A 17,146-nucleotide genomic window follows, 5' to 3' on the forward strand; every position below is an offset into this window, starting at 1 on the left:
CCTTACTATCCTTTTTACAACCTCAAACTCGCCTAGCCAGTCATTTTTTGATACAATAGAAAAAATAAATCTAGAAAAGGTATCCGTATGAAACTCATCTCTTGGAACATTGACTCTCTCAACGCTGCATTGACCAGTGATTCTGCCCGCGCTCAGCTCTCTCAGGCTGTTCTTCAGACGCTTCAGGCAGAAAAGGCGGATATTATCGCCATTCAGGAAACAAAGCTATCTGCTAAAGGTCCTACAAAAAAGCACTTGGAGATTTTGACAAATCTTTTCCCAGACTATGAAAACACTTGGCGCTCCTCCCAAGAGCCGGCCCGCAAGGGCTATGCAGGAACCATGTTCCTCTACAATAAAGAACTGACACCAACCATAACCTTCCCTGAAATCGGCGCTCCGTCAACCATGGATGTTGAAGGACGCATCATTACGCTGGAATTTGACGGTTTCTTTGTCACACAGGTCTATACGCCTAATGCTGGTGATGGCCTCAAACGCTTGGATGACCGTCAAGTCTGGGATGCCAAATACGCTGAATACTTGGCAACACTAGATGAACAAAAACCAGTCCTCGCTACTGGCGACTACAATGTGGCCCACAAGGAAATCGACTTGGCCAATCCAGCCAGCAACCGCCGTTCACCAGGCTTTACCGATGAAGAGCGTGCCGGTTTTACCAACTTGCTGGCTAAAGGCTTTACCGATACCTTCCGCCATTTGCACGGCGATATCCCTAACCAATACACTTGGTGGGCCCAGCGCAGCAAGACTTCTAAAATCAACAATACAGGCTGGAGAATCGACTACTGGCTGACCAGTAACCGCGTGGCTGACAAGGTAACCAAGTCTGATATGATTGACTCCGGTGCACGCCAAGACCACACACCGATTGTCATGGAGATTGAACTCTAAGGAGAAAACGAATGGACTATCAAGCTGTCATCCCCGAATTTGTGGTATCCAACATCGAAAAGTCACGCCACTTTTACTGCGACTTACTGGGATTCTCTGTCGAATACGAGCGTCCAGAGGAGAAATTTCTCTTCCTCTCGCTTGAAGACTGCCAGCTTATGCTAGAAGAAAGTAGCGCAGAAGAATTAGCCCAACTGACCTATCCTTTCGGGCGCGGTGTCAATATTTCCTTTGGCATTGAAGATGTCCCTCAGCTCCACCAAAAACTGCTAGAAGCTGACTATCCCATTCATCGTCCGCTGACAAAAAGAGAATTTCGAGTAGGAGATAGCTTTATTTACCCTCATGAATTTGCGATTTTGGATCCAGATGGTTATTTTTTAAGATTTAGTGAATAAGAAAGCGAAGTCATCAGACCTCGCTTTTTATATGTCCTTAAAGTTATAGAGTTGCGGATAGTGATCGCATTTAGGATTTCTAGGATGGCAAATTTCGCGTCCAAAGCAAATCATAGCCTGATGCGCAGGCAACCATTCATTTTTGGGTAAAACTTCCATCACTCGTTGTTCAACGTCTAGCGGGGTAGCTGACTTTTTGACAATATCATGGTGTTTGCAGATTCGCTCCACATGGGTATCCACTGCAAAAGCGGGAATACCAAATCCAACACTCATGACCACATTCGCTGTTTTACGCCCTACACCAGCCAAACTTTCTAATTCTTTCCGTGTATGAGGAACTTGACCATCAAAGTCATCGAGCAATTGCTGAGCACATTTTTTCAAAAATTTAGCTTTATTACGATACAGTCCCAGACGAGCGATATAGCTAGCAATTTCGCTTTCTGACGCCGCAGCCATTTTCTCTGGATTAGGATAAGCTTTAAAAAGGGTTGGTGTAACCGTATTAACCGCTGCATCCGTTGTTTGAGCTGACAATATGACCGCTACCAGCAATTCAAAATAATTGTTAAAATTCAAACCAGGCTTAGCATCTGGAAATAGGGCAATTATCTCCTCAATCACCTTTCGTGCACGTTTTTTTGATAAAACCATTTTTTCCCTTTCCCTTTGTTTATTAAAAATATTATAACATGAACGCCAATGATACCAAAATGTAGAGCTTAAAAAAGTGGGACAACCGTCATGATTTCAGAGAAATTCATTTTGCCCGTTCACTTCCTTTTTATTCTATAAATCTAATGTCGCATACTCTTTACGGTAGCCTATTTGTAGGATTTTCCCATCTTTTTCTAAGATTGGACGCTTGATGAGCATGCCATCTGCCGCTAGAAGATCTGCGGCTTCCTCAATTGACAATCCTGATAGTTTGTCTTTCAAACCTAACTCACGGTATTTGAGCCCGCTAGTGTTGAAGAAAGATTTAAGGCACAAATCAGAATTTTCAATCCAAGTTAGAATCTCCTCTTTACTCGGTGTTTCATTGACAATATCTACTGCTTCAAATTCCAAACCCAGCCGCTCTAACTCAGCCTTGGCTTTGCGACAGGTTGAACATTTTGGGTATTCAATAAATCGTAACATATTTTCTCCTCCATTTATCATTTATCTAAATCTTTCTCGTTAAGCTCAATGCCTTCATGCTCCAAAAGCCACCATTTCTTGTCCAGCCCCCCAGCATAGCCAGTTAATTGTCCTTGACTGCCTAACACCCGATGACAAGGAACGATGATAGAAAAAGGATTTCTACCTACAGTACCGCCAACAGCCTGCGCAGAACGACTACCTAACTTCTTTGCTATCTGACCATACGTAACGAATTCTCCGTAAGGGATAGTTTGCAGATGAGCCCAAACTTGTTGTTGAAAACTTGTCCCAACAGAAGCTAAAGGAAGACTCGAAAAATCTGGACAATCTCCGCTAAAATAGTGTTCTAGCAAAAGTTCCGTTTCTTTCAAAACGTCATTTTTTTCAAAAAGCAAGTTTCCTTCTTCCAAACCATGTTCAAAATATTTCTGCTTTAAAAACCAAACTCCAACAAGACCTGATTCATTAGCAACAAGAGACATTTCTCCTAAAGGAGAGAGATACATTTGTTTATAAAAAATCATGATTTTTCTCACTATTTCGCTTGTTCATGATACCGTGCATAAAGCGAACTTTTATTCAAACCGTATTTTTTTGCTACTTGTTTGATAGCCTGATTTCTCTTTGTCCCCGCTGCTACTAACTGTTCAATCTCTACCAACAAATCCGCTTCTGACTGTTCAATCTCTTCTTCCTTAAAACCTTCTACGATTAACAAACATTCACCTTTTAGTGGATTTTCCGTAATAAAGCCAATCACTTCCGAAATCAAGCCGCGCTGGTATTCCTCATAAATCTTAGTTAATTCCCGTACTAGTACTACAGAACGATCCCCATAGATACTGAGCATATTTTCTAAAGTAGCTTTGACCCGATGAGGAGATTCATAAAAAATCTGAGTTTCAGGATAAGATTTCTTACTTTCAAAAAATTCTTTCTGTTGTCCAACCTTGCGTGGCAAAAATCCATAAAAAAGATGAGGTTGCGGAGCTAGACCGCTTGCTATCAAAGCTGAAATTCCCGCACTCGGTCCAGGAACAGTCACTACTGCGATTCCCTCAGCAATAGCAGCCTTGACGAAATCATGCCCTGGATCAGAAATACTAGGCAAACCTGCATCCGAAACCTGAGCAATATCCTGCCCGCTTTTCAGCAAACGAATCAAATCAGGAATTTTTTCTTTGGCATTATGCTCGTGAAAGCTAATCTGCTTCGTTGCAATACTAAAATGTTTAAGTAAAAGACCAGTATTTCTGGTATCTTCTGCTGCAATATAATCGACTTCTTTCAGAGTATTCACCATGCGAATACTCATATCATCCATGTTCCCAATCGGAGTTGCCACTAGATAAAGCTTTCCATAAGGCGACTGATCTTTAAAACTTTTTTGAATCTGCATGCCTACTCCCTAAACAGCAACTCGTCACAAAACATGCATTCTGCATCATTTTCACGGCGTTGGCCATAAAAATCCGTACAGACATGAAAACCGTCTTCGTATAATTTACGCAGATTATCGCGATTTCTTTTTGTTTTTGGTGTTGTTGTATGCTCCACTTGGCCCAATCGCTCTCGTAATTTATCATTTTCCAAACGAAGCGCTACGTTTTCTTCTACTACGCCTTTCAGATTTTTCTTAATTGCCTCTACCTCTGCTAAAGTAATAAGTAGGTTTTGAGAAAATTCATCTAGCGCATCAAATAATTCTTTTTTATTCATCCCCACTACCATTTTCCTATGCTAATACAGCACATCAGATTCTTTCTTGTAACACCATATATTCGAGTGCATTTTGAAAACTAACATTTGCTTGCCACATTTTCCTCGCTGTAAATATACCGTCTAAGTAATAGCGTCCACACTCTGTTTCCATCTCTTTAGCAAATAAAATTTCCAGCACCTTCAAAGCCTGTCCTTGCCTTTCCTTATCATCAGCCAGACTAGCTAACTTCGCAACCTGCAAATAGGCGATTGCTTTTTGATTCAAGCAAAAAGATACAAGACATTCACATTCATTAACTAGTTCAAAAAATGATGAACTAGCTGCCAAACGCATAGCCTCTTCTTCCGTCTGACTGTAAACTGTCAACAATTCTGCTTGCGTCTTCATCACTCCAGCTTGTTCTAATTTCTCAAACAAATATGCTTTATTTTTTGGAAAATAAAATCGCTGCGCTCGACTTTTAATGGTCGGCAAAATAAGGTTTTCATCTGCTGTCAGTAAAAAAATATACACTTCACTTTGCGGCTCTTCGATGACCTTTAACAGTGAATTAGCCGCATTGATATGCATTTTGTCCGCATCACAAATAATAAATACCTGTTTGCTGCTTTCAAGTCCTGACTGAGAAAAATTGCGTATGAGCTCTCGAACACGCTCTGTTTTGATAATCTGATTAATCGGTCGAACAACCGTCACATCTGAAAAATCCTCTTCCTCAATCAAACGACAATTTCGGCATTCACCACAGGGTAAGACACCATTTTTATTGGTACAAAATAAACTCTGTGCTAAACATTGAGCCATCTCAAAACTACCGAAAGCTCCTGTAAACAGATAAGCATGATTCAGACGATTCTGCTGTAAAATTTGTTCAAAACGCTCAAACAAGACTGGCTGTAACTGAGCTAATTTTTCTATTTTCATCTTAGACTCTCAACATGCTCTGCTAGCACTGCTACCGTATCGGAAATTACTTTTTCAAGTGGCTGACTGGCGTCAATCCTTTTCATACGATTTGGCTCTTTTTCAAGAATAGATAAATATCCTTCACGGACTCGTTTATGCCATTCCACACTTTCTCGATCTAAACGATCTGCTCCCCTATCCTTACTCTTAGCAATGCGGGCTAAACCTTCCTCTACATCAATATCAAAATAGAGAGTCAAATCTGGCTTCAAACCGTCTGTCGCAAAATTATTCAGCCAATCGATATCAGCGACCTTCAATCCCCGGCCAAATCCTTGATAAGCAACAGAACTATCAATAAAACGGTCTACTAACACAAGCTCACCGCGGTTCAAGGCTGGTACGATGCGCTCCACTAAATGCTGCCTACGACTAGCTATATATAGGAGCAATTCTGTTTTTTCATCGATTTCTGTATGTTTTGGATCCAAAATAACATCACGAATTTTCTCCGCAACTGCTACTCCACCAGGCTCACGCGTTGTGATAAACGCCTGCCCTTTTGTTTCTAAAATAGGAATCAAAGCTTCTAGAACACTTGATTTCCCTGCGCCGTCTGGTCCTTCTAAAGAGATGAACATTCCTTTTGACATATTAACTCATTTCTTCTTTTTTCTCTTTTCTATTTTAACAAAAAACTCCAGAAAAATCATTTTGAAAAAATTTAAAAAAATTTTTTCAAAATGATACATAAGCTTTCAAGATTTGATACAATAGAGTGTACAGAAACTATTAGGAGGTTATCATGTCTAAGTTTAAAAACTATCTGACGATTATTCTAGGAGCTGGAATTTTTGCTTTTGCCATCAATTATCTGATTATTCCAAATCATTTGTATGAAGGGGGCGCGACTGGGGTGACCCTCATTACATACTATCTATTTAAAATTCCCGTTTCACTGATGAATCTCATCATCAACATTCCTCTTTTCATCATTGCCTGGAAAGTCTTTGGCTCACGGCTATTGTACTCTAGCATCTTAGGAACCTTTGCAGTCTCTGCTTGGCTGGCTATCTTTGAGAAAATTCCTTTCGTGATTAACCTTGAAGGCGATCTCGTAATTGTAGCGCTCCTAACCGGGATTATTGCTGGCGTTGGACTAGGAATTGTTTTCAATGCTGGTGGCACCACTGGTGGTACGGACATCATTGCTAGAATCGCTAACAAGTATACGAACATCTCCATGGGAAAATTGATGTTTACTGTAGACTTCTGTGTCCTTATTTTCACTGTACTTGTTTTTAAAGATGTTCGCTTAGTGACTTATACCTTGATTTTTGTCTTTATCGCTTCACGAGTGATTGACTTAATTGGTGAAGGCGGTTATGCTGGTAAAGGATTCATGGTAATCACAAATCATCCGGAAGAGTTAGCAAAGAAAATCGATGAAGATCTAAGCCGCGGAGTTACTTTCATCAATGGACAAGGTTACTATAGTGAAAACAACTTAAAACTCATTTACTGTGTCGTTGGACGAAACGAAATGCAAACGATGAAAAATGTAATTCATAGCGTTGATCCACGTGCCTTTATTACGATTACAGATGCTCATGAAATCCTGGGTGAAGGCTTTACTCTAGATGCTAATAAACAACCGCTTCAAAGATAATAACTAAAAAAACGCATGCTAGCAGTTTTTACTGATTCCATGCGTTTTTATTTTGCTATAAAGCTTTTGCTGAAGTACGGGTTATATCCTCAACCTGAATGTCTTTATCTTCAAATTTTGCTTTCAAAGCTGGCAAATCAATATCGCCATCGATTTGCACTTCAATAACAACTTTCCCATCTTTTCGTGGAATATTGACAGCATTAGAGATATTAAGATTTTCTTCAACAATTAAATGCACAATTTTTTCCAACACACCGACTTCATCTTCTGTAATGAAGCGAACACGGATGCCTTCTTCTCCATAGCCAGCAATTTCCAGAAAGGCTCTAAAAACATCACGATCTGTAATGACACCATAAACTTGTTGATTATCCACAACTGGTAAAATTCCAATCTTGTTTTTTAACATTAAATAAGTTGCATCTTCCAAGCTAGCAAATTGCGACACTGTCACCACATCACGAATCATGATATCTTTGATTTTGGTCTTGTTTAACAAATAATTCATCTCATAAATAGACAAACTTGTTGCTTTTGAAGGACTTGCTTCTGCAATCGTTCCTTCAGTCACCAAACCGACCAATTGGTCATTTTCAATAACAGGAAGTCGATGAAGTTCCTGCGCCCGCATGATATCTGCCGCATGTGCCACTGTCGTATCTGGACTAATGTATATTACTTTTCGTGTCATAAAATCTTTAACAGCCATGGAAATTCTCCTTTATCTCTAATTTTCAGTTCTATTATACTGTATTTTTCAGCTTATTTCAAACGCTTTCAAAGTCATTGTTCCGCTTTCCAATAACAAATTAGTGACTAAAAAAGAAGCAGAAAACCACTTCTTTTTTCCTCGTTTCACCCACCAAGATAAGCTTTGCGAACTTCATCAGAAGCGAGCAATTCTTTTCCTGTACCAGACAAGACAATGTTTCCTGTTTCTAAAACGTAGCCACGGTCAGCAATCGAGAGCGCTTTATTAGCATTTTGCTCAATCAATAAAACAGTTGTACCTTGCTTTTGAATATCTTGAATAATATCAAAAATTTCTTGGATGAAAAGAGGAGCCAATCCCATTGAGGGCTCATCTAAAAGCAAGAGTTTAGGAGTAGACATGAGAGCCCGTCCCATAGCAAGCATCTGCTGCTCACCTCCAGAAAGAGTTGCAGCATCTTGATTCTTACGCTCTTCCAAACGCGGAAAACGTGAAAAAACTTTCTTTAGATTTGCTTGATTTTCATCACGATTTGTTTTCAGAAAGGCACCCATTTCCAGATTTTCCATAACGGTCAAACCTGAGAATACATGGCGTCCTTCCGGTACCTGAGACAGTCCTGCCGCCACAATTTTCTGAGCAGGAACTTTCTGAATTTCATTTCCTAAAAACTCAATTTTTCCTGAACTTGGACGAACCAGTCCTGAAATTGTCCGCAGAATCGTCGTTTTTCCAGCACCATTTGCACCAATAAGAGAAACAACTTCTCCTTCATTGACTTCAAAACTGACATCTCGGACTGCCTGAATCATGCCATAATGGACAGAAAGATTCTCAACTTTTAGCATAGACATTAGGCTCCACCTCCCAGATAAGCTTCGATAACACGTTTATCATTTTTAATCTCATCAGGAGTCCCATGTGCAATCAACCGACCATATTCTAATACATAGATTCGCTCGGTTACTTCCATGACGAGGCTCATATCGTGCTCAATCAACATAATTGTAATTTGAAATTCATTTTTAATACGACGGATTAACTCTGTCAATTCCGCTGTTTCCTGCGGATTCATTCCCGCAGCAGGCTCATCTAAAAAGAGAATTTTGGGTTCTGTTGCTAGAGCACGCACAATTTCCAGCCGCCGCTGCTGTCCGTAAGCTAAATTTTTAGCAAGAGTTTCTGCTTCTCCGTCTAAGTCAAAAATTTTCAGTAATTTGAGAGCTTTCTCACGCAATGCTGCCTCATTTTTATAGAAAGCTGGCAAACGAAAGAAGCTAGCAAATACATGTGCTTTGTGATGATTTCCAAAAGCAATCAGGACATTATCTAGCACTGTCAAATCCTTAAATAATCGAATATTTTGGAATGTGCGACTAAGCCCTAACGAAGCAATCTTATAAGGAGCCTTACCATTGATCAAATGGCCATCCAAGGTCACACTTCCCTCACTTGGTTCATAAACACCTGTTAACAAGTTGAACAACGTTGTTTTCCCTGCACCGTTTGGGCCAATGAGACCGACTAATTCCCCATCATTCAGCTCTAAGGTTACATCACCAACAGCGGTCAGCCCGCCGAAATTTTTTGTTAGATTTTTTACATCAAGAAGCGCCATTAGTTGACCTCCTTATCATTTTTAAAGAAGCGTGAGAAGTTCAATTCCCAAGTACCAAGAAGTCCACCTGGTCGGAAAATCATCACTAAAATCAAAGCAAGAGAGTAAATAATCATACGAATACTTGCCACATTTTGTAGCACCATGTTTAAGATACCTAAGAGAATTGCTGCAACAATAGTACCTGTCATAGAACCAAGACCACCAAAGACCACGATAATCAAGACATTGATACTATTGATGAAGGTATAATCTTTCGGCACAACTGAACCAATAAATCCAGCCTGAAGTGAGCCTGCAATACTAGCTGTTATAGCTCCGAAGACAAACGCAACCACTTTAATTTTAGTAGTGTTGACCCCTACAGATTCTGCCGCGATTTCATCTTCACGAACTGATAAGGTTGCTCGTCCAATTGGACTCCGCAAAAAATTGATGGTCAAAATAGTTGTAATAACTACAAAGAAATATACCATTTGCCAATTGGTAAAGGCAGGAATACCCAAGATACCCGCAGCTCCATTGGTCAAATCACCACCGTTAATGATTAAAATGCGAATGATTTCAGAGACCCCAAGCGTTGCAATCGCTAAATAATCACCTTTCAAGCGAAGAGTAGGAATCCCGACAATCAAAGCTACTGTTCCTGCAATCAACGCTCCTAATACCATAGCTGCAAAAAAGGCCGGATAAGTAGCTGATTTCGAGCCAATAATCGCAGCTGCATAGGCGCCAATTGCCATAAATCCAGCATGTCCCAGAGAAAATTGACCTGAAAAGCCAACAATCAAATTTAAACCTACTGCCAAAATGATGTTAATACCAATTTGTTGTAAGATTTGTAGATAAAAATCATTCAAAACTCCTGCACTAGCAAGCAAGGTAATCAACCCATACCCAGCAAGAAGGAGAACAAACCATAAAATATTTATTTTTAAATTCTTCTTCATAGCTTACACCTTCTCTTTCACATTCTTACCAAGAATCCCTGCAGGACGAACGAGTAAAATTAAGATTAAAATACCATACACAATCGCATCACGGAAATCTGACATACCAAAGGCTGTTGCAAAGGTTTCTAACAAACCAATGACAAAGCCTCCTAATGCTGCTCCAGGGATAATGCCAATCCCACCAAGAACTGCGGCAACAAACGATTTCAGCCCTGGAGTCATTCCCATCAATGGTTCAAGGGAATTATAATAAAGCGCAATGAGCACACCTGCCGCTCCTGCCAAAGCCGAGCCCAAAGCAAAAGTGAAACTAATCGTACGATTGACATTAATTCCCATTAGTTGCGCCGCATCGCTATCGACCGAAACTGCCCGCATGGCTTTTCCCATTTTTGTTTTTTGAACGATGACTTGTAACAACACCATTAAAATTAGGGAAACAGCCAAAATCATTAATTGGATATTGGTGAGACTAATCGGTCCAAAACTATAACGAACCGTTTCAATCACTTGGGGGAACGAACGAGTATTGGCTCCTACAAAATACACCATCACGTACTCCAAGAAAAACGAAACACCAATTGCAGTAATCAAAGCTGCAATTCGAGTCGAATTTCTCAACGGGCGATAAGCCAAAAATTCGACTAGTACGCCTAAAGCCGCTGTCCCAATCATTGCCAAGATTAAGGCAAGGAAAAAATTAAGATGAAGGGAATTTATCAAGAAATACCCCATAAAAGCACCCATCATGTAAATATCTCCATGAGCGAAATTGATGAGTTTGATAATTCCATAAACCATAGTATAGCCGAGAGCGAGCAAAGCATAGACGCTCCCTAAAATTAGACCATTAACAAGTTGTTGGAGCATGGCCACCACACTTTCTAAATATAATATCGATGAAAGGATGATGTGGTGATTCACATCTTTCTTATCCTATCGCAAAAAAAGAGTGAGTAAGTTGCGGTTTCAAAGAAATTGGTTCTCCTTACTCTCTATTCCAAGTTTGAGCAAAAGAAATCGTCAGTTCCTTTTCCTCACCTTATAGCTGATTGATGTTAAACAATTTAAGACAGAGCTAGCAGTTACTCTATCTTACAAATCATAATGAGCTACATTCTTAACACTAAGATATCTATCCTAACTATCTCTTTTAACCCATATAAAGAGAAGTAACTATCTACGATGTCCACCATAAATAGTTACTCTTCTATACACTATAAAATATATTTTAAGCAGTTCTTTATGAAAGATTATGGCTTAACTGTTTCAGCTGCTGTGACTTTCCCATTATTCATGGTCATCATAAAGGCTGTTTTTACAGTGTTATGATGCTTGTCAAAGCTGGTATCACCTGTTACACCTTCAAAATTCTTTGTCTTAGCCATATTGTTTTTAATGTCAACAGATGTTTTCGCACCTTTGGCAGCATTAGCAACAAGATAAACAGAATCATATGCTAGCGCTGCAAATGTTGAAGGTTCTTCATTGTTGTATTTAGCCTTGTAAGCTTCTAGGAATTTCTTAGCTTTCGCTGAGACATCAACTGTCGAAGAAAAACCTGAGATGTAGTAGATATTTGAGGCTTTGGCTGGAGTTGCTTGTTGGACAAATTCCTCACCATTAAAGCCATCACCACCAACGATTGGTTTATCAATTCCCATACCACGCGCTTGATTGACAATTTTACCAGCTTCAGTATAGTAACCAGGGATGACAATTGCATCAAAATCTTTCCCTTTCATCTTGGTCAAAGCTGCTTGGAAGTCCGTATCACCAGCGACGAATTTTTCATCCGCAACAATTTTGCCTTTATAGGCGCTTCGGAAAGCTTTTGCGATACCTTTGGCATAATCACTTGAGTTATCTGTATAAAGCACAACTTTTTTCGCTTTTAACTTTTCTGTCACATATTTAGAAATGATTTTACCTTGGAAGCTATCCTGGAAAGTCCCAATGAATAAATACTCTTGATTTTTTGTCAAGCCATCTTGAGTAGCACTAGGTGAAATCAAGGGTACACCTGCTTTTGTCGCATTAGAAACAGCTGCTGCCGTTGCACCAGAAGTCGCAGGTCCTACAACTGCATTGACTTTCGATTGGGTTACTAAGTTGGTCGTTACAGAAGCAGCTTCTGCTGTTTCAGATTTATTATCTTTGTCCACTACTTCTAGTTTTTTTCCGTCAATACCACCTGCTTTATTGATTTCTTCAACTGCAAGCTGAGCGCCTTTTTGCTCGGCTGTACCATAAGCAGCTGTTGCGCCTGTCTCTTCAAAGTTGAATCCAATTTTAATAGTCTTATCAGCAACTTTTGTACCTGTTGCATTAGATCCACCTGACTTCACTTCCCCACAAGCGGCAAGAAGAGCAACGCTTGCAAGAGCAACAAATGATAGCGCAATTCTCTTTTTCATATTCTTAACTCCTTGTTTCAAAATAATATGTTAAGAATATACCGAATTATCTGACAATTGTCAAGTAGTCAACAGAATTTTTTTACATGTTTACGTTTTCCTTCTCTCTAAACAAACTTCCAACGAAGTCTGTATCCAATTCTTGAATATGACAAACCCGTACTTGTTTGACATATTTTTCCTTAGATAGTTTCTCAACAATACCATCTACTTGCGCAGTATCCACATACAACTGGAGATAACGATGCTTTTTGGAATGATAGACAATATCACCAATGGACGCAATTCTTTTTATGTCACGATTATAATATAAATAGACAATGATACCTGTTCGTTCTTCTTTTTTAAACATGAGTTTTCTTTCTAATATTTTTTCATTTATAAGTATATCAAAAAAATGCCCATCAGAGGACATTTTTTTCAGATAATAGCAAATAGAGCATTAGTTCAAATTGTTATTTGCCATGATTTCATCAATGAAACCATAATCTAGTGTTTCTTGAGCACTCATCCAGTAGTCACGTTCAGCATCTTTATGAACTTGCTTAACGGTCTTACCAGAGTTATCTGCAAGAATTTTTTCCAAATTGTTTCGAGTTTTCAGCAAATGTTCAGCAGCAATCGCCATATCGGTTTGTTGCGTACCGCCACCTGTTCCACCCATTGGTTGGTGAATCATGTACTCTGCATTTGGCAACATAAAGCGTTTGCCTTTAGCACCACTTGAAGCGATGATTGTTCCCATGGACGCAGCCATTCCCATGACAATTGTTTGAACATCTGATTTGATGAAGTTCATTGTATCGACAATCGCTAGACCCGCCGATACAGAACCTCCTGGCGTATTGATATAAAGATAAATATCCTTTGTACTATCTTGGGCATCTAGGAAAAGCAGTTGGGCAATAATAGAATTGGCCATGTTGTCTTCAACTGCTCCAGTTAGCATAATAATGCGATCTTTTAAAAGACGTGAGTAAATATCGTACGAGCGTTCCCCACGGCTTGTTTGTTCAATAACTACAGGAATCATTGTATTCTCCTTTTCATCTGATATTTTAATCTGACCAACAATTCTTAGTAAGATTTTTCAAATATGAGACTATTATAGCCTTTTGGTCAAAAAAGGTCAAACATAAAACTTATTATTTTGTACCAAAAAGACGATCTCCTGCATCTCCCAATCCTGGAACGATGTAGCCATTTTCATTCAAGTGATCATCAAGGGCTGCCGTAAAGATTTCTACGTCTGGGTGAGCTTCTTGTAAAGCTTTCACGCCTTCTGGAGCCGAAACAAGACAGACAAATTTAATATTGTGTGCTCCACGTTTTTTCAGTGAATCAATAGCTAAAATAGCTGAGCCACCTGTTGCTAACATCGGATCCACCACGAAAATTTGACGTTGGATAATATCTTCCGGTAATTTCACAAGGTATTCAACTGGTTTCAAAGTTTCTTCATCACGATACATTCCAATATGTCCGACTTTAGCAGCTGGTACAAGACTCAAAAGACCATCTACCATACCAATACCTGCACGTAAGATTGGGACAATAGCTAATTTTTTACCAGCTAGTTGTTTTTGAACTGTCTTTGTAATGGGTGTTTCAATTTCCACATCTTCTAATGGTAAGTCACGTAAAACTTCATAACCCATTAGCATAGCAATTTCATTTACTAGCTCACGAAAAGCCTTGGTAGATGTATCTGTACGGCGTAAGATAGACAATTTATGCTGAATGAGCGGATGTGCGATCACTTGAAATTTTTCCATGATTGGTGTTCCTTCTTTCAATTTATTCTTCTTATTATAACAAAAAAACATAAAAAAGGCTTATAATAAACAAGCCTTTTCAAAGATCGATAATGATTCATAACCATTCATGATATTTCTTAATATAAAGATGTTTCACAAATGTGACACTTATCATATACAAAGCCATGATGATCATTAAGAATAAGAAATAAGTACCATTTAGTGGAGAAACCTTTAAAAGATTTGCAAAAGGGCCATACGGCAATAAAGTCACAAAGAAGACTGCCGCTAGAGTGGTCATGACTACAGATAAAGCTGGTCTACTTTGAATAAATGGTAACTTGGGTGAGCGCAACATATAGATAACCATCGTTTGCGTCCACATGGACTCAATAAACCAACCTGTTTGGAAAATCGTAATGAAATTACTAGACATACCATGATGATAAACAGATCCTGTTATCATTGGTGCAATGATAAAGAACAAAATTAAAAAGGTTGTACAGTCAAAAATAGAACTAATTGGACCAATCCAGGCCATGAAGCGAGTAATGGATTTTGCACTCCAAATGCGAGGCTTTTGCAAAAATTCACGATCTACATTGTCAAATGGTAAAGCGATACAAGAAATGTCATAGACCAAATTCAACACAATCAAATGAATTGGTGCCATGGGCAAAAATGGTAAGAAAATACTTGAGATTAGCAAAGAAAAGATATTTCCGAAGTTGGAACTCACTGTCATCTTGATGTACTTGGTCATGTTGGCATAGACTTTGCGACCTTCCACCAAGCCTTTTTCAAGCACTAATAAGTCTTTGTCTAACAGAATAACATCAGCTGTTTCTTTTGCAATATCAACAGCTGTATCAACTGAAATACCTACATCAGCTACTTTCATAGAAGGAGCATCATTGATTCCATCACCCATATAACCAACCTTGTGCCCGTTTGCTTTCAATTGTAAAATGATGCGCGCCTTTTGGTCAGGCGATAATTTAGCAAAAACAGTTGTGGTTTCAACAACTCTGCTCAATTCTTCATCCGACATCGTTTCAATCATAGAGCCTAGCAAGATGTTCTTTGCATCTAAGCCAACCTTCTCACAAACTGCTTCTGTAACTTTTTCATTGTCACCTGTTAAAATTTTGGTAGCTACGCCATACTCGGCTAATGCTTTAATAGCAGGGGCTGCTGACGGTTTTGGTGGATCGAGAAAAGCAAGATAACCTGTCAGAATCATGTCAGACTCATCTTTGACCGTGTATTCATAATCAGCATCCAAGTCCGAACGATAACTGACTCCCAGCACACGCAGACCTTGCTCATTTAACTGTGCGACTTCTGCTAAAATTTCTTGACGGATTTCTTCTGTCAAGGGAAGAATGTTCCCTTTATATTCGACAGAATTTGAAATAGCCAACATTTCTTCTAAAGCACCCTTTGTCACCATGCTAACGACATTCTCATCATCTCGAACCAGTACACTCATACGACGGCGTTCAAAATCAAAAGGTAATTCATCAATCTTCTTAAAAGTTTGGTCTAAGTTGCGAACGATTTCATGCTTTTCAGCTTCTTTTTCTGTCCGATTGATAATGGCACGATCCATCAGGTTTTTTAACCCTGTTTGATAATAAGAATTTAAGTAAGCCCGACGAAGCACAGCCAAATCAAGATCTCCATGAATATCAAGTGGATACTCCAAGACAATCTCATCTTGTGTCAATGTCCCTGTTTTATCCGTACAAAGAATATCAATTGCTCCTAAATCTTGAATGGCATTGAGTTTCTTGATGACAACTTTTTCTTTTGCCATAAGAATTGAACCCTTCGCTAAGCTTGCTGTGATGACCATAGGAAGCATTTCTGGCGTCAAACCGACACCAACACTGAGTGCAAATACACCAGCTTCTAGCCAATCCCCATCTGTCAGACCATTGATAAAAAAGACAATAGGTACGAGTACCAACATAAGGCGAATCAACAACCATGAAATACTGTTCATTTCTCGTTCAAATGAAGTTGGTTCATCATAAGTATTAAGCGTTTGCTCAATAGCTCCCATTTTTGTGTCGTCACCAACAACAAGCACAAGCGCGCTAGCACGACCAGAGATTACATTGGTTCCCATAAAGGCAAGTGAGTCAGATTCAAGTAAACTCTCTGTATCTTTAATCTCACATTTATCCAATGCCATTTTTTCAACCGCATCACTTTCACCTGTCAAACCTGACTGTTGTACGAAGAAGTCGCGCGAATCCAAAATTAGCACATCTGCTGGCAACATGTCTCCTGCACTCAAGCGGATAATATCTCCCACCACTAATTCTGTAATCGGAATTTCTTGCTCTTTTCCCTCACGAACAACTGTCACTGTATTGACAATCATACGCGAAAGATTACTGGCAGCTTTGTCACTCCGCAATTCTTGCACAAAGCGAATACTACCAGACAGCAAGACAAGGACAACAATAATGATAAACGTTGTCGGATCTTCCTGACCTGGTTTTGCCAGCCAAACATTGGTAACCAAGGACACCAATGCAATGAGTAAAAGAATAACGGTAAATGGGTTGATAATAGACTCATAAATTTTTTTAACAATTGAATCTTCTTGCCCTTTGGTCAATTCATTTTCACCGTATAGATCGCGATTTTCTTCTACTTGCTCCTCTGTCAAACCCAATCTAGATGTGTTGAAAAATGTCATCGTATCCACTACAGACATACGAAGAGCATCTGTTAATCTTTCTTTTGCTGTTTTCACTGATTTTCTCCTCTATCTAAGATACATCCGAGTGACAAAATAACTGCATACAGCCTTTTTACTCAGATGTCATTCATTTGCTAGAGTCGATTCCAAGGGAGCGTGAGGAATGCTCAGATATGGTAATCGACTGTTTTCCTGTTGACTCGGGTGATC

The 17,146-nt window shown here is 39.3% G+C and carries 20 protein-coding genes; 3 read left to right on the forward strand and 17 right to left on the reverse strand.

All coding sequences use genetic code 11. The annotated features are described in order from the left end of the window. The first annotated feature begins 87 nt into the window (after nucleotides 1–87). Nucleotides 88–915, forward strand: a complete 828-nt coding sequence (locus tag PCY10_RS04840) for an exodeoxyribonuclease III (protein ID WP_003073477.1) — start codon at nucleotides 88–90, stop codon at nucleotides 913–915. Between the two features lie 11 nt (nucleotides 916–926). Next, on the forward strand, nucleotides 927–1,313 hold the full coding sequence (locus PCY10_RS04845) for a VOC family protein (RefSeq protein WP_096362621.1): 387 nt from the start codon (nucleotides 927–929) through the stop codon (nucleotides 1,311–1,313). Between the two features lie 27 nt (nucleotides 1,314–1,340). Here PCY10_RS04845 and nth read toward each other — a convergent pair whose 3' ends face one another. From nth to tmk, 7 genes are all read right to left on the reverse strand, one after another. Continuing rightward, nucleotides 1,341–1,970, reverse strand: coding sequence for an endonuclease III (gene nth / locus PCY10_RS04850; RefSeq protein WP_301558927.1), 630 nt, complete (start codon nucleotides 1,968–1,970; stop codon nucleotides 1,341–1,343). 135 nt (nucleotides 1,971–2,105) lie between these two features. After that, complete coding sequence (locus PCY10_RS04855; RefSeq protein WP_020998937.1) at nucleotides 2,106–2,459, reverse strand: arsenate reductase family protein; 354 nt, start codon at nucleotides 2,457–2,459, stop codon at nucleotides 2,106–2,108. 17 nt (nucleotides 2,460–2,476) lie between these two features. Next, nucleotides 2,477–2,986 (reverse strand): methylated-DNA--[protein]-cysteine S-methyltransferase, encoded by a 510-nt coding sequence (locus tag PCY10_RS04860; RefSeq protein WP_301558928.1) that lies wholly within the window; start codon nucleotides 2,984–2,986, stop codon nucleotides 2,477–2,479. Nucleotides 2,987–2,997: 11 nt separating this feature from the next. Then, a complete protein-coding gene (gene rsmI, locus PCY10_RS04865) occupies nucleotides 2,998–3,861 on the reverse strand; it encodes a 16S rRNA (cytidine(1402)-2'-O)-methyltransferase (protein ID WP_102567767.1) in 864 nt (287 codons plus the stop codon). Nucleotides 3,862–3,863: 2 nt separating this feature from the next. Beyond that, complete coding sequence (gene yabA, locus PCY10_RS04870) at nucleotides 3,864–4,181, reverse strand: DNA replication initiation control protein YabA (RefSeq protein ID WP_009568211.1); 318 nt, start codon at nucleotides 4,179–4,181, stop codon at nucleotides 3,864–3,866. Nucleotides 4,182–4,215: 34 nt separating this feature from the next. Beyond that, entirely contained in the window at nucleotides 4,216–5,109 is an 894-nt protein-coding gene (locus tag PCY10_RS04875) for a DNA polymerase III subunit delta' (protein WP_301558929.1), read from the reverse strand. Next, nucleotides 5,106–5,744 (reverse strand): dTMP kinase, encoded by a 639-nt coding sequence (gene tmk / locus PCY10_RS04880; protein ID WP_021003002.1) that lies wholly within the window; start codon nucleotides 5,742–5,744, stop codon nucleotides 5,106–5,108. Before tmk ends, PCY10_RS04875 begins: the two co-directional genes overlap by 4 nt. Nucleotides 5,745–5,896: 152 nt before the next feature. On the opposite strand from tmk, the gene PCY10_RS04885 reads away from it, so the two are divergent. Further along, nucleotides 5,897–6,760, forward strand: coding sequence for a YitT family protein (locus PCY10_RS04885; protein ID WP_021003003.1), 864 nt, complete (start codon nucleotides 5,897–5,899; stop codon nucleotides 6,758–6,760). A 55-nt stretch (nucleotides 6,761–6,815) separates the two neighbouring features. Here the strand turns inward: PCY10_RS04885 and PCY10_RS04890 are convergent, their stop codons facing one another. From PCY10_RS04890 to mgtA, 10 genes are all read right to left on the reverse strand, one after another. Continuing rightward, a complete protein-coding gene (locus PCY10_RS04890) occupies nucleotides 6,816–7,472 on the reverse strand; it encodes a CBS domain-containing protein (RefSeq protein ID WP_021003004.1) in 657 nt (218 codons plus the stop codon). A 146-nt stretch (nucleotides 7,473–7,618) separates the two neighbouring features. Beyond that, complete coding sequence (locus tag PCY10_RS04895) at nucleotides 7,619–8,329, reverse strand: ABC transporter ATP-binding protein (protein ID WP_003070044.1); 711 nt, start codon at nucleotides 8,327–8,329, stop codon at nucleotides 7,619–7,621. Then, nucleotides 8,329–9,093, reverse strand: coding sequence for an ABC transporter ATP-binding protein (locus tag PCY10_RS04900; protein WP_003070045.1), 765 nt, complete (start codon nucleotides 9,091–9,093; stop codon nucleotides 8,329–8,331). The genes PCY10_RS04895 and PCY10_RS04900 overlap by 1 nt, the downstream gene beginning before the upstream one ends. After that, nucleotides 9,093–10,043 (reverse strand): branched-chain amino acid ABC transporter permease, encoded by a 951-nt coding sequence (locus tag PCY10_RS04905; RefSeq protein ID WP_003070047.1) that lies wholly within the window; start codon nucleotides 10,041–10,043, stop codon nucleotides 9,093–9,095. Before PCY10_RS04905 ends, PCY10_RS04900 begins: the two co-directional genes overlap by 1 nt. 3 nt (nucleotides 10,044–10,046) lie before the next feature. Beyond that, the gene (locus tag PCY10_RS04910; RefSeq protein WP_003043257.1) at nucleotides 10,047–10,916 is read right to left on the reverse strand and encodes a branched-chain amino acid ABC transporter permease; all 870 of its coding nucleotides are present in this window, start codon (nucleotides 10,914–10,916) and stop codon (nucleotides 10,047–10,049) included. A 383-nt stretch (nucleotides 10,917–11,299) separates the two neighbouring features. After that, the gene (locus tag PCY10_RS04915; protein WP_021003005.1) at nucleotides 11,300–12,463 is read right to left on the reverse strand and encodes an ABC transporter substrate-binding protein; all 1,164 of its coding nucleotides are present in this window, start codon (nucleotides 12,461–12,463) and stop codon (nucleotides 11,300–11,302) included. An 82-nt stretch (nucleotides 12,464–12,545) separates the two neighbouring features. Beyond that, the gene (locus tag PCY10_RS04920; protein ID WP_003073520.1) at nucleotides 12,546–12,815 is read right to left on the reverse strand and encodes a DUF2129 domain-containing protein; all 270 of its coding nucleotides are present in this window, start codon (nucleotides 12,813–12,815) and stop codon (nucleotides 12,546–12,548) included. Between the two features lie 90 nt (nucleotides 12,816–12,905). Next, a complete protein-coding gene (locus tag PCY10_RS04925; protein ID WP_225791046.1) occupies nucleotides 12,906–13,520 on the reverse strand; it encodes an ATP-dependent Clp protease proteolytic subunit in 615 nt (204 codons plus the stop codon). An 88-nt stretch (nucleotides 13,521–13,608) separates the two neighbouring features. Next, nucleotides 13,609–14,238, reverse strand: coding sequence for a uracil phosphoribosyltransferase (upp, locus tag PCY10_RS04930; protein ID WP_021003007.1), 630 nt, complete (start codon nucleotides 14,236–14,238; stop codon nucleotides 13,609–13,611). Nucleotides 14,239–14,335: 97 nt separating this feature from the next. Next, complete coding sequence (mgtA, locus tag PCY10_RS04935; RefSeq protein WP_102574404.1) at nucleotides 14,336–16,990, reverse strand: magnesium-translocating P-type ATPase; 2,655 nt, start codon at nucleotides 16,988–16,990, stop codon at nucleotides 14,336–14,338. Between the last annotated feature and the right edge of the window lie 156 nt (nucleotides 16,991–17,146).

The sequence above is a fragment of the Streptococcus sp. SI1 genome (genome assembly GCF_030439945.1).
In the GTDB taxonomy this organism is placed as follows: Bacteria; Bacillota; Bacilli; order Lactobacillales; family Streptococcaceae; genus Streptococcus; species Streptococcus intermedius.